This window comes from Neorhizobium sp. IRS_2294 (genome assembly GCF_050500145.1).
GTDB classification, from domain to species: Bacteria; Pseudomonadota; Alphaproteobacteria; order Rhizobiales; family Rhizobiaceae; genus Neorhizobium; species Neorhizobium soli.
On sequence record NZ_CP191439.1, the window covers coordinates 1470793 to 1484286 of the forward strand.

At 60.3% G+C, this 13494-nt stretch carries 12 protein-coding genes; 10 read left to right on the forward strand and 2 right to left on the reverse strand.

All coding sequences use genetic code 11. From position 1 onward, the window contains the following. Positions 1-6: 6 nt before the first annotated feature. The gene (xth, locus tag ACQY1K_RS07065; RefSeq protein ID WP_430258603.1) at positions 7-816 is read right to left on the reverse strand and encodes an exodeoxyribonuclease III; all 810 of its coding nucleotides are present in this window, start codon (positions 814-816) and stop codon (positions 7-9) included. 95 nt (positions 817-911) lie between these two features. Continuing rightward, positions 912-1241 carry an iron-sulfur cluster insertion protein ErpA gene (gene erpA / locus ACQY1K_RS07070; protein WP_062580337.1) on the reverse strand — a complete coding sequence of 110 codons (330 nt, stop codon included), beginning with the start codon at positions 1239-1241 and terminating at the stop codon, positions 912-914. A gap of 186 nt (positions 1242-1427) precedes the next feature. On the opposite strand from erpA, the gene ACQY1K_RS07075 reads away from it, so the two are divergent. From ACQY1K_RS07075 to serS, 10 genes are all read left to right on the forward strand, one after another. Further along, positions 1428-2648: a deoxyguanosinetriphosphate triphosphohydrolase gene (locus ACQY1K_RS07075; protein ID WP_113110973.1), complete on the forward strand. Its 1221-nt coding sequence runs from the start codon at positions 1428-1430 to the stop codon at positions 2646-2648. A 63-nt stretch (positions 2649-2711) separates the two neighbouring features. Continuing rightward, positions 2712-4469 (forward strand): arginine--tRNA ligase, encoded by a 1758-nt coding sequence (gene argS / locus ACQY1K_RS07080; protein ID WP_430258605.1) that lies wholly within the window; start codon positions 2712-2714, stop codon positions 4467-4469. A gap of 212 nt (positions 4470-4681) precedes the next feature. Continuing rightward, positions 4682-7432: an SPOR domain-containing protein gene (locus tag ACQY1K_RS07085; RefSeq protein ID WP_430258607.1), complete on the forward strand. Its 2751-nt coding sequence runs from the start codon at positions 4682-4684 to the stop codon at positions 7430-7432. Between the two features lie 78 nt (positions 7433-7510). Continuing rightward, entirely contained in the window at positions 7511-8527 is a 1017-nt protein-coding gene (nagZ, locus tag ACQY1K_RS07090) for a beta-N-acetylhexosaminidase (RefSeq protein ID WP_430258608.1), read from the forward strand. A gap of 31 nt (positions 8528-8558) precedes the next feature. After that, positions 8559-9401, forward strand: a complete 843-nt coding sequence (locus ACQY1K_RS07095; protein WP_371816173.1) for a segregation and condensation protein A — start codon at positions 8559-8561, stop codon at positions 9399-9401. Beyond that, complete coding sequence (scpB, locus tag ACQY1K_RS07100) at positions 9398-10114, forward strand: SMC-Scp complex subunit ScpB (RefSeq protein ID WP_430258609.1); 717 nt, start codon at positions 9398-9400, stop codon at positions 10112-10114. Before ACQY1K_RS07095 ends, scpB begins: the two co-directional genes overlap by 4 nt. 195 nt (positions 10115-10309) lie before the next feature. Further along, on the forward strand, positions 10310-10540 hold the full coding sequence (locus ACQY1K_RS07105) for a twin-arginine translocase TatA/TatE family subunit (protein WP_062457545.1): 231 nt from the start codon (positions 10310-10312) through the stop codon (positions 10538-10540). A 31-nt stretch (positions 10541-10571) separates the two neighbouring features. Further along, positions 10572-11327: a Sec-independent protein translocase protein TatB gene (gene tatB, locus ACQY1K_RS07110; RefSeq protein WP_430258611.1), complete on the forward strand. Its 756-nt coding sequence runs from the start codon at positions 10572-10574 to the stop codon at positions 11325-11327. After that, positions 11327-12151 carry a twin-arginine translocase subunit TatC gene (gene tatC, locus ACQY1K_RS07115; RefSeq protein ID WP_062457539.1) on the forward strand — a complete coding sequence of 275 codons (825 nt, stop codon included), beginning with the start codon at positions 11327-11329 and terminating at the stop codon, positions 12149-12151. Before tatB ends, tatC begins: the two co-directional genes overlap by 1 nt. A 54-nt stretch (positions 12152-12205) precedes the next feature. After that, complete coding sequence (serS, locus tag ACQY1K_RS07120) at positions 12206-13486, forward strand: serine--tRNA ligase (protein WP_430256458.1); 1281 nt, start codon at positions 12206-12208, stop codon at positions 13484-13486. Positions 13487-13494: the final 8 nt, after the last annotated feature.

Genomic DNA, 13494 nt, shown 5'->3' on the forward strand with positions numbered 1-13494 from the left:
AATCGCTCAGACTGGCGCGAAATCGAAAATTCCTGCGACCGGGACATGGTCGGACGGCTTTTCCCATCCGCGCACATGCTTCTCGATGACCGTCGCCTTCAACCGGTCGGCAGCTTCCGGCGACAGCAACAGATGATCGATGCGGATGCCGTTGTTCTTCTGCCAGGCGCCCGCCTGATAATCCCAGAACGTATAGAGCTTGGCGGCATCCGTGGTTGCGCGAACGGCGTCCGTCAGGCCGAGATTTTCGAGCGCACGGAATGCCGCCCTCGTTTTCGGCAGGAAGAGCGCATCTGTCGCCCATGCGGCCGGATCGAAACAATCATGCGGCTCGGGAATGACGTTGTAGTCGCCGGCGAGTATCAGTGGCTCTTCGAGTGCCAAGCATTGCTGGGCATGCAGCCGCAGCCGTTCCATCCAGGCAAGCTTGTACGGGTACTTGACCGGGTCATCGGACGGGTTGCCGTTGGGCAGGTAGATCGACGCAACGCGGATCACGCCGCCCTGAACGGAAAAGACGCATTCGATGTAGCGCGATTGCTCGTCAATTTGTCCGTCGGGACCGACGGCACCGGGTAGACCGCGCATCACTTCGTCGGGTTTTATCTTCGACAGGATCGCCACCCCGTTGAAGCCCTTCTGGCCGTGTGTCTCGACATGATAGCCAAGCGATTCGATCTCGAGCCGCGGAAAGCCTTCGTCGACGGATTTGATCTCCTGGAGGCAGGCGATGTCAGGCGACGAGTCGGCAAGCCACTGACGCAGATTATCGATCCGCGCCTTGACGCCGTTGATGTTCCAGGTGGCAATCTTCATTGCAGTCGTCCTTCCGTCTTCAGCCTATCCTTTTATCGAAAGACAAGCTGATGGGAAGGGTCGAGTGGCAATCTGATTAGGACGACCGGAAGATCTTAGATGGAGAAGCTGGTACCGCAGCCGCAGCTTGCGACCGCGTTCGGATTCTTGATCTGGAATGACTGGCCAAGCAGATTATCGACGAAGTCGATCTCTGAACCTTCCATGTAGACGATGGACAGGCTGTCAATCAGCACCTTGGCATCGCCGTTGGCGATCACCACGTCATCTGCTTCCGGCGCGCCCGCGAGGTCGAACTTGTAGGAGAAACCGGAGCAGCCGCCGCCTTCAACAGAAACACGCAGAGACTGCTTTTCGGATTCTGCCGCAACGATTTGGGCGATCCGCTTGGCTGCAGCATCGGAGAGAGTTACGTTCATCGTCATTTCAATGGTCTCCTGCCGGGGTAAAGGCCCGGTGAGTCTTGGGTAAAGGCACCCTGATAACTCGAAGATGGATGTCACTGCCGTTGCACACGGCAACACTATAGGTATGAAGACCTGAACGGCGCGTCAATGGGGCGTACCCATACACGACAACACGCAGGCACGCTTGAGGCATTAAGGACGGTTATGGCGATCGATACGGGGGTACTTGGTTTCGGTGGGGGTGAGCGAGCGTTATATGCATCCAATCCCTGGGCCTCGCGGGGCCGCCTGTTTCCCGAAGCGAGCAGCCTGACGCGCTCGGAGTTTCAGCGCGATCGTGACCGTATCGTCCATACGACGGCGTTTCGCAGGCTCAAGCACAAAACGCAGGTGTTTATCAGTCCTGACGGCGACCATTACCGAACGCGGCTGACCCATACGATTGAAGTGGCGCAGGTGGCCCGCGCGCTGGCCCGTGCCCTGAAGCTGGATGAAGATCTGGCGGAGGGCGTCGCGCTCGTTCACGATTTTGGCCACACCCCCTTCGGACATACGGGTGAGGATGCGCTCGATGAGCTGATGAAGCCCTATGGCGGGTTCGACCACAATGCACAGTCGCTGCGGATCGTCACCAAGCTTGAGCGGCGATACGCGGAGTTCGACGGTCTCAACCTGACATGGGAAACGCTTGAGGGTCTCGTCAAGCACAATGGCCCTTTGATGATGGCCGACGGCAGCGAGGGTTCCCACGGTCCTTTGCCGCAGCCGATCCGCGACTACTGCCTCCTGCACGATCTCGAGCTTTCGAGCTATGCCAGCCTGGAGGCGCAGGTCGCGGCGATCTCCGACGACATTGCCTACAACACCCACGATATCGACGACGGGCTTCGCTCTGGCCTGCTCACTTTCGATATGCTGGAGGAGGTGCCGTTCCTCGCCGGACTGATGCAGGAAGTGAGGACGAAATACCCCAATCTGGACCCGACCCGCTTTGCCTACGAAGTGACGCGCCGCCAGATCACCCACATGGTCGAGGACGTTATCGCGGTCTCCCAGAAGAACCTTAGAGAGCTTGCACCCGAGAGCGCACAAGATGTGCGCATGGCGGGAAGGGTGATCTCGACCTTCTCCGACGAGATGGCGCAGACCGACAAGCAGATCAAACGAGTGCTGTTCTCCCGGATCTACCGGCACCCCGAAATCATGCGCATCCGGGCCGGCGCCTCGCAGATCGTCGTCGACCTGTTCCATCGCTACATGGACGACCCGGCGCTGATGAAAGGCCACTACTGGGTCAAGCAGATGAACGGCGTCCCGGAGGCGGCCCGTGCGCGCCACGTTGCAGATTATCTTGCCGGTATGACCGACACCTACGCAACCCGCGTCCATGCCGAGTTGTTTGACCAGACTCCTGATTTGCGCTAGGGCCTGCCCGACACCAATGGCTTCGAGGGGCCCGCCCAAAACACTTTGAGCGGATGTAAACATATGAATCTTTTTGCCGAATTCGACAATAGAATTAAGAACGCGCTAGAAACTCTCGAAATCATTCGAGAAAATCGAAGTGCGGTTGATTTCGGACGCCTCACGGTCGAGCCTCCGCGCGATCAGAGCCATGGCGACGTCGCGACCAATGCAGCGATGGTGCTTGCCAAGCCTCTCGGCACCAACCCGCGCGCGCTCGCCGAGATCATCGCCGAAGCGTTGCGTGGCGACGCGGATATTTCGGAAGTCTCCGTTGCCGGTCCCGGCTTCATCAATATCAGGCTTTCCACCGGATACTGGCAGCAGATGCTCGCCAAGATGATTGCTCAAGGGACGGACTACGGCCGCTCGGATGTCGGTGCCGGTCGCAAGGCAAACGTCGAGTATGTCTCGGCCAATCCGACGGGGCCGATGCATGTCGGTCATTGCCGCGGCGCTGTCGTGGGCGATGCGCTCGCCAATCTGATGGCCTTTGCCGGCTATGACGTCACCAAGGAATACTACATCAACGACGCTGGCAGCCAGATCGACGTTTTGGCCCGCTCGGTCTTCATCCGGTACCGCGAGGCGTTGGGCGAAGCAGTCGGCGAGATTCCGGCTGGCCTCTATCCGGGCGACTACCTCGTCCCGGTCGGGCAGGCTCTGGCCGCTGAATACGGTCCCCGGCTGCATGCCATGCCCGAAGACGAGTGGATGCCGATCGTCAAGGAGAAGGCCATCGACGCGATGATGGCCATGATCCGCGAAGATCTCGAAGCCCTCAACGTGCATCACGACGTGTTCTATTCCGAGCGCACGCTGCATGCGGACGGCGCGCAGCGCATCCGTGCGGCGATCAACGATCTGACGTTTAAGGGCCATGTCTACAAGGGCAAGCTGCCGCCGCCGAAGGGTCAGCTTCCCGAAGACTGGGAAGACCGCGACCAGACGCTGTTCCGCTCGACCGAAGTCGGCGACGATATCGATCGTCCGCTGATCAAGTCGGACGGCAGCTACACCTATTTCGCCGCCGACGTTGCCTATTTCAAGGACAAGTTCGACCGCGGCTACGACGAGATGATCTACGTGCTCGGTGCCGACCACGGTGGCTACGTCAAGCGGCTCGAGGCCGTGGCGCGCGCCGTCTCCGAAGGCAAGGCAAAGCTCACTGTTCTTCTCTGCCAGCTCGTCAAGCTTTACCGCAACGGCGAGCCGGTCAAGATGTCGAAGCGCTCCGGCGACTTCGTGACGCTGCGTGACGTCGTGGACGAGGTCGGTCGCGACTCAGTTCGCTTCATGATGCTCTACCGGAAGAGCTCGGAGCCGCTCGATTTCGATTTTGCCAAGGTGACCGAGCAGTCGAAAGACAACCCTGTCTTTTATGTCCAGTATGCCCACGCCCGCTGCATGTCGATCTTCCGCCAGGCAAGGGAGGCGTTTCCGGGTCTGGATACCGAGACGCTGGATTTCGCTGAAAACATTGGCGAAATCACCGACAAGAGCGAGCTTCAGCTGGTCGCGAAGCTTGCGGAATATCCGCGAATCGTCGAAGCTGCAGCTCTGGCCCAGGAGCCGCACAGGCTCGCATTTTACCTCTATGATCTGGCCAGTTTCTTCCATGCTCACTGGAATAAGGGCAAGGACCAACCGGAATTACGGTTTGTTAACGATAAAAACCGACAATTGAGCATTGCCAGGCTTGGACTGGTGCACGCAGTCGCCTGTGTCCTGAAGTCGGGACTTGCAATCACAGGTACAGCGGCACCTGAGGAAATGCGGTAAAAACGCCCTCATTTCCCCACATTGCACTGGCAGATGAGTTGTAATGGTGGTGAGTGGACGAGCGAATGGCGGACAACAACCTAGCGCGTAGCCGGAATGACGCCCCGGAATTTTTTGCTGACGGCGATCCTCTGGCAGAGCTCGCTCGCATCGTAGGCTACGAGGAACGGACAGTCGCGAATCCGGCTGCCCCTTCCGTGGGTTCTGCGCCAATGGCGGCATCTGCCCGCCGCGAGCCGGCCTTCAATCTCGAAGACGAGTTGCTGCGGGAATTCGAGCAATACGATACTCCGCGGATCGATCCGGTCAACGATATCCCGCTCGACGCCAAGCCTTCCCGCGTGGAGGCGCCTTTGCCGGTCGATCACGGCTATCAGGCTGCGCCTTCTATTGCCTATGAGCCTCCCATCGAACGCGAGCCGGTTTTCGAACAGCCGGTCCAGTCCGTGGTGTCGCAGAAGCAGGAAGATCTCAACCCTTTCGATGCTCCGGAATTTTCCGTCGATCCGTTCGGTGCGGCACCTGCAGAGGCGGAAGGTGTTTCCCCTGCCGTCGATGCTCACCGTGCACCGGCCGAGCCGAATTTCGACCCGTCAAATTTCCATGGCCTTCCGACACTGCGTGCGGAGGTAGAGGGCGCCGATGACTATCAGCCTGCGACTCAGTCCAGGCAGGAACCGTCGGTTGACGCTTTCGATCTGGCCGCTGAGCTGGAGAGCTCGTTCGCCGTTGCAGCCGAGCCAGTCGTCGCAGCTTCCATGGTTTCGGCGCCGGAGCCTGTTCGGGCTGAACCCCGCAAGAGCACCGGTTACACGCCGGGCTTCCGCATGCCGCTTGCGAATTTCGGTCTGAATGCCGGTGTCACGCCGCTGGAACGCCCCGTCGAAAAGCCGCCGGTTGTCCAGCCCAAGGCCGTTGCGTCCCCGGTTGAACAGCCTCGCGCTGCTGAACCGGTCGCTGTGAAAGAGGTCGTCCAGCCCACTTTGGAGGCGCAGAAATTTTCGCCGCTTGACGAGCTGGTTTATGACGTTGCCCGTTTCCCGGTCAGCCAGGAAGCTCCTGCGACTATTCGCGAGGAAACGAAACTCGAACTGCCGCAGGCTCCGGTCTCCAAGCCGCAGCCAATCGCCGTCGCTCCGATCGTTGCCGCTGTGGCGGCGCCCGTGATCCCGACGCCGGTTCCAACGCCGACTGTTCAGCAGGCGGCACCCGTCGCCGACCTGGCAGATGACTTCGATCCTTTCGCCGACGAAGACTTCGAACTGGCGCTTGACGATCTCGAACTCGATCTAGCCGACATCGTGGTGGCGGAAAACTCCGTTCAGCCGGTGGCACCTGCCGCGGCAATCCCTGCCGCCGTCTTGACGCCCGCGGCTGCGGCAGCACCCATCGTTGCAGCAGCGCCTGAGCCGGAAGAAGAAGTCGCCGTCGTCGAAGCGGAAATGCCGTTCGATGCGGCGATGATTTCCGAATCGGAAGAGCATGTCGAGGCTATCGCCGATCTCAACGTGCCGGACCTGCCAGTCGAGCAGCCGGAAGAAGAGCCTGCCTACGCGTCCGAGTACGATATCGATATCGATATCGATGCAGAACTCGCGGCGCTCTTGGTAAACCCGACGTCGCAGACTGCTCCGGCACCGCGGCATCAGGAGGCGGCTGCCCCGGCTTCCGTCGCTGCCGGCAATTTCCCAGAGCAGCCTCGGCAGACATCGGGCAGCGCTTACCCCGACCTCGACGATTTCGAGCGGGCCCTGGAAGAAGACTTCCGTCGCAGCCTTGTCGCGCCGCTTCCGGCCAACGACCATGACAGCGATCTCAACGGATACGAAAACGACCTCGACCAGCGTTCGCCCCGGTCGGCGTCCCGGACGTGGCTTCTTCCCATCGCCGTTGTGGGCGTCCTGGTCGTTGCTGGCGCAGGTGCCTACACGATGCTGGGTAGCGGACCTTCGCGGATGATGGGCGCCGAGCCGGTCGTCATCGCAGCCGATACCGATCCGGTAAAGGTTGTCCCGGAAAATCCGGGTGGCAAGACCGTTCCGAATCAGGACAAGGCTGTTTACGACCGCGTTGCCGGCGCTGCATCCGAAACGCCGAAGCAGGAAGCGCTGATCTCCAGCGAAGAGCAGCCGGTCGATGTCGTCCAAAAGACGCTGATGCCGGAAAGCCTTCCGCTCGAAGGCGAAAACGATATCGATCCGACCGATACCGGCGAGACCCAGGATGCACGTCTGCTACCCGATCAGGGCCAGCAGGTTGCTTCGACGGGCGGACAGGATCCTCTCACCGTTACGCCGCGTCGGGTAAAGACGATGATCGTGCGTCCGGATGGGAAGCTCGTCGAACAGGAAGTGCCGGCTCCGGCGCTCGCTGCGGCGCATACAGGCAAGATGCCGGCGGCTTCGGTGAAGTCTCCGGAACTGGCCCAGCCAGTCACTCCGGCCGCTGCGATCGCCGCATCTGCACCTGCTGCCAGCACGGTTGCCGAAATCATCCCGGCGTCTGCGCCGATGACGGCAGCCACTATGGCGCCACTGGACACTTCGGCACCTGCTGCTGTCGCGAAGGCGCCGGTCCCGAAGGTTCGTCCTTCGCAGCAGCCGGTCAATGTCGTCGCATCCGTCAGCGATCAGGGCAACGTTCGCGCTCCCGCAGCACAGGTTCAGCCGGTTTCGGCAACTCCTGCCGCTGCCAATGCACAGGTCGCGTCGGTCGGCGAGGGTGGCTACGTCATCCAGATCGCATCGCTGCCATCCCAGGCTGACGCTCAGAGGTCTTACCAGAACCTGTCGTCGAAGTTCGGCAACGTGATCGGCGGGCGTGGGGTCGATATCAAGGCTGCTGAAATCGCCGGCAAGGGTACCTTCTATCGCGTTCGGATCCCGGCCGGCAGCAAGACGGAAGCCGTAGCACTCTGCGAAAAGTATCGCGGTGTCGGCGGCACCTGCCTCGTCGCTCGCTGAGATCTTTGACGAGAAACCATCGAACGGGGCGCACAGCGCCCCGTTTTCTATTCTGCTCCCAGCATTCTAGGATCGAACATGACCGAATTGAAAGCGATGATCCTGGGCTCCAGCGGCCCGCAGCTTACCCAGGACGAAATCCTGCTCTACCGGGATGAGCGTCCCTGGGGTTTCATTCTCTTTGCCCGCAACTGTGTCGAGCCGGCCCAGATCACTGATCTGGTTGCAGCCATGCGCGACACCGTCGGCCGCCCGGAGGCGCCTGTCCTGATCGACCAGGAGGGTGGCCGCGTTCAGCGTATCCGTCCGCCGATGATCGAACGTTATCCCTCGGCAGCCGCCTTGGGGGCGCTCTACAAGAATGACCGTGAAATGGGCTTGCGCGCCGCATGGCTGATGTCGCGGCTGCACGCCTTCGACCTCATGAAGCTCGGCATCAACGTCGACTGCCTGCCGGTCCTGGACGTACCGGTGGAAGGCGCCAGCAACGTCATCGGCGACCGGGCCTACGGCTTCGATCCGAAGACGGTGTCCGAGATGGGGCAGGCTGCGGCCGATGGCCTCAAGGCCGGCGGCATGCTTCCTGTGATGAAGCACATCCCGGGCCACGGCCGCGGCTTGGCCGATTCGCATCATGAACTGCCGGTCGTATCGGCATCGCGGGCGGAACTCGAAGCGCATGACTTCCTGCCCTTCGTGGCGCTCAAGAACGAGCTGATGGCGATGAGCGCGCATATCGTCTTCACCGCGATCGACACGGAAGAGCCGGCGACGATCTCTCGGAAAGTCATCGAGGATGTCATTCGCGGTCATATCGGCTTCGATGGCCTGCTGATGTCCGACGATACCTCTATGAACGCCCTAAAGGGCACGATCGGCGAGCGCGCGGCGAGAATCGTTGGGGGCGGTTGTGATATCGTCTTGCATTGCAACGGCCTGATGGACGAAATGAAGGCGGTTGTGAACGAGGCGATCCCGCTTGGCGGCGAGGCGCTTCGACGTGCCAAAGCGGTGGAGCAAGGTTTCCCGGTTGCTGATGATGCACAGGAAGACACGCTTCGCGACGAATTCCACGGACTGATCGGGGTCGCCTGACCGCCGACAGTGAAGACGGATCGGAATGGCGATGACAAAAGCTGAAAATGCCATTCCGATGGACAAGATGTGGCAGGACGTGACCGAGCGGGCGATCGATGATCCTTCACTGGTGATCGACGTCGCGGGCTTCGAGGGACCGCTCGATCTTCTGCTGCATCTTGCTCGCAGCCAGAAAGTGGATCTGTCGCGGATCTCTGTCCTGGCACTCGCCGAGCAGTATCTCACATTCGTCGACAGCGCGCGGCGCGTTCGGATCGAACTGGCAGCCGACTATCTCGTGATGGCAGCTTGGCTCGCCTATCTCAAGTCGCGGTTGCTGATCCCCAAGCAGATCAAGATCGACGACGGCCCGACCGGCGAGGAACTGGCGGCAACGCTTGCCTTCCGGTTGAAACGGCTGGAAGCAATCCGCGATGCAGCAGCTCAGCTCGTCAACCGTAACCGACTCGGTCGCGATATTTTTGCACGTGGGGCACCGGAGCATATCCCGCAGCACAGGCCGTCGGCCTATGACGCATCGCTCTACGACCTGTTGTCGGCCTACGCCAATCTCCGGCAGCGCAACGCCATCACCCATGTCACGATTGAACGCCGCAAGGTCTGGTCGCTGGTTGAGGCGAGGGACCTTCTCAACCGCATGCTGGGCGAGATCGGCGATTGGACGGCCCTGCAGCAGTACCTTCTGCCGTATCTGCCGCCGCAGGATCGCGTCACTGCGACTGCCAGCGCCTTTGCCGCCTCGTTGGAACTGGTGCGCGAAGGACAGCTCGAGATCCGCCAGGATGGCGCTTTCCAGACAATCTATCTCAGAAAGGGACCCGGGCGGCCGAAGGCCGAGACGTTGCCTCTAAAGGCAGGGACAGCCGAATGAGCCAGATCGAGGACGCGATGGACGACGACGCGGCAGTGGATGACATTGTGCCGGTGCCCTACTCGTCGGAGGAGATCGAGCGGATCGCCGAAGCCCTCGTGTTTGCATCGGCCGAGCCTGTCTCTGAAGCGTTTCTGGCTGAGCGTCTCCCACGGGGAGAAGATATCCAGGCCGTGATGCAGAGACTGGCGGGCATCTATGCCTCACGCGGAGTGAACCTGGTCAAGGTGGCCGATCGCTGGGCTTTCCGCACGGCAGCAGACCTTTCCTTCGTCATTCGCAAAGACGACAGCGACGTGAAGAAGCTGTCGAGGGCCGCCCTCGAAGTGCTTGCTATCATCGCCTACCACCAGCCTGTGACCCGCGCCGAGATCGAGGATATTCGCGGCGTCCAGACCTCAAGAGGTACGCTTGACGTACTGATGGAAGCCGGCTGGGTTCGTTTCCGCGGTCGGCGTCGGTCGCCGGGCAGACCGGTGACACTCGGAACGACAGGAGATTTTCTCGATCATTTCGGGTTGGAAGAGCTACGCGATCTTCCTGGTCTCGAAGAATTGAAGGGCGCGGGACTTCTATCTGGCCGCATTCCATCCGGCTTTTCGGTGCCGGTTCCGGGCTCTGAGGACGAGCTTTCGGACGAGGAAGACCCCATCACCCAGCTTGATCTGGAGGAGCTTGGCTTGCTGCCGCCAACCGGCGACGGTGATGGCTAGCAGGGCTTTCAGCCAGCTTTCCCCTTATTATTCCCGTGTTCCCGAATATGGACCATGCGTGATCGTCCGTTGCCGACAGCAGCGTCGCTAGATCGCGAAAGTCATCCGTTCATAGCTTTTCGTGCAACGTATTTGGTGTTTGAAAAACAAACTTAAAAAGCTTACATCGGGGTCACGTTCCAATGGAGTTAGACTATGGGTTCTTTTAGTGTGTGGCACTGGCTGATCGTTCTAGTCATCGTGCTTGTCCTGTTCGGACGCGGCAAGATTCCTGAGCTGATGGGCGACTTTGCCAAAGGCATCAAGAGCTTCAAAAAAGGCATGGCGGACGAGGATGCCCCTGAGGCAAAGCCTACCGATACTGTGAACGGCGGCAGGACGGTCGATCACAAGCCCGACGAGATCAAGGAAACCACTCGGTCTTAATTGGTCGGGAGGGTTTCAGGAGCCTCGCTGAATGTTGGATATCGGTTGGACCGAGCTACTTGTCATTGCCATTGTGCTTATCGTGGTCGTAGGTCCCAAGGACTTGCCGCCCATGCTGCGCGCTTTCGGGAAGATGACATCAAACCTGCGCAAGATGGCGGGTGACTTTCGGACGCAGTTCGACGAGGCGCTTCGCGAGGCAGACATGGATGACGTCCGGAAGACGATTTCGGACGCCAAGAGCCTCAATCCCGCCAACAGCCTGCGCGACGCGATAAATCCGCTTCGCCAGATGGGGCAGGACATCCGAAACGATCTGCAGAAGGCGACGCATATGCCGTCGACGCCGACGCCGATCATCACGGATGTCGAAGCACAGCATGCTGTCGAAGGTGCTCCGGTCGCCGATACGGCACCTGTTGTTGCGGCTGTGCCGGTTACGCCCGTCACGGCATCTCCTGTTGCTGCGCCGACGTCCTCTGCGGCGACGCCGGCACCAGCGGAGGCGACAACGCCTGCCGAACCCGGTCGCGTTAGAAAGCCTCGCGCACCGAAATTGGCGGTCACGGGTGAGCCGGTAGCTGTGGATAAGCCTGCAACGACACGCAGATCCACGAGGGCGGAGAAGCCTGCCCCAGTGGCGACGTCTGCCGAACAGCCGAAACGTGTTCGCGTGGCCAAGGTCCCGGTGTCCGCACCTGAAACGACTGAGACGGCCGTCAAGCTTGCAGCCGCCCGCAAGCGTACCCCGAAGAAGCCTGTCGATACCCCGAAGGACGATGCCTGATGAGCGGTGATTACGAAGATAAGCCGCAGCCGCTTATCGAGCATCTGATGGAGTTGCGGACAAGGCTCATCTGGTCGATCGGCGCTTTCTTCCTCGCCTTCGTCGTGTGCTTCTTCTTCGCAAAGCAGCTCTTCAACCTTCTCGTCATTCCCTACAAATGGGCGGTCATCTGGGCAAAGCTCGATATCGCGAAATCCGAACTGATCTACACCGCGCCGCAGGAATTCTTCTTCACCCAGGTGAAGGTTGCGATGTTTGGCGCGCTGGTCATTGCCTTTCCGGTGATTGCCTCGCAGATCTACAAGTTCGTGGCTCCCGGCCTCTACAAGAACGAGCGGGCAGCCTTCCTGCCGTTCCTGATTGCCTCGCCTGTGCTGTTCCTGCTTGGAGGGGCACTGGTCTACTTCTTCTTCACGCCGATGGTGATGTGGTTCTTCCTGGCCATGCAGCAGGCGCCGACCGAAGGTGAAGTGGGGATCTCGCTTCTTCCGCGTGTTTCGGAATATCTCAGCCTGATCATGACGCTGGTTCTGTCCTTTGGACTGGTTTTCCAGCTTCCCGTTGTCACGACGCTGCTTGCTCGCGTGGGCATCCTGTCCAGCAAGTGGCTGCGCGAGAAGCGCAAGTTCGCGATCGTCATCGCCTTCGTCGTTGCCGCCGTCCTGACGCCGCCGGATCCGATGTCCCAGATCGGTCTTGCTATACCGACCATCCTTCTCTACGAGATTTCCATCTACGCCGCGCGACTCGTCGAGCGCAGACGCGATGAGGACGCTTCGAGTGATGAGGCCTCGTCTGACGTCGCAGAGACGGAGAAGGCCTGAGGTTTTTCTCTCGATCGATATCGCAGCGGCCTCATGCTTTGAAGGCCAAGAATCATGCTCGATATCAAGTGGATCCGCGATAATCCGGAAGCTTTCGACGCAGCGCTGAACAAGCGCGGCGCCGAGCCAATGGCTGCCACCCTGCTTGCGATGGACGATACCCGCCGCAGCGTCATCCAGACGCTTCAGGATATGCAGTCGCGCCGTAACGCCGCCTCCAAGGAGATCGGCAATGCGATGGCGCAGAAGAATACCGAACTCGCCGAGAAGCTGAAGGCAGAAGTCGCCACCATCAAGGATACGATGCCGGCCGCCGAGCAGGAAGAACGGGCAGCTGTCGCAGCGCTCGATGACGCGCTGTCGCGCCTTCCAAACATTCCTCTTGACGATGTCCCCGTCGGCCAGGACGAATCAGGCAACCTCGTCACGCGCACGATCGGAACGAAGCCCGGCTGGAATCATCCCGCCAAGGAGCATTTCGAGATCGGCGAAGCGCTCGGCTATATGGATTTCGAGCGCGCTGCAAAACTCTCGGGCTCGCGCTTTACGGTGCTGACCGGACCGCTCGCCCGTCTTGAGCGGGCAATCGGTCAGTTTATGATCGACATGCACACCAGCGAGCACGGGTACACGGAAGTGTCGTCGCCGCTGATGGTAAAGTCCGAGGCAATGTACGGCACAGGCCAGTTGCCGAAGTTCGAGGAAGATCTCTTCAAGACGACGGATGGCCGCTACCTCATCCCGACGGCTGAGGTGACGCTGACCAACCTCGTGTCGGGCGAGGTTCTGGACGCCGAAAAGCTGCCGCTGCGCTTTACGGCGCTTACCCCGTCCTTCCGTTCGGAAGCCGGTTCTGCGGGTCGCGATACGCGCGGCATGTTGCGCCAGCACCAGTTCTGGAAATGCGAGCTCGTCTCGATCACGGATCAGGAATCATCGATCGCCGAGCACGAGCGGATGACCGAATGCGCCGAAAACGTCCTCAAGCGTCTCGGCCTGCATTTTCGGACGATGACGCTCTGCACCGGCGACATGGGCTTCAGCGCCCGCAAGACCTATGACATCGAAGTCTGGTTGCCGGGACAGGATGCGTTCCGCGAAATCTCGTCCTGCTCGGTCTGTGGCGATTTCCAGGGCCGCCGGATGAACGCGCGCTATCGCGGCAAGGACGACAAGGCTTTGAAATTTGTTCACACGCTGAACGGCTCGGGCACTGCCGTCGGCCGCTGCCTGATCGCAGTCCTCGAAAATTATCTCAATGAAGACGGCTCCGTTACGATCCCGGACGCGCTTCTGCCCTATATGGGCGGCCTGACCAAAATAGAAAAAGCATAAGGCAGCCC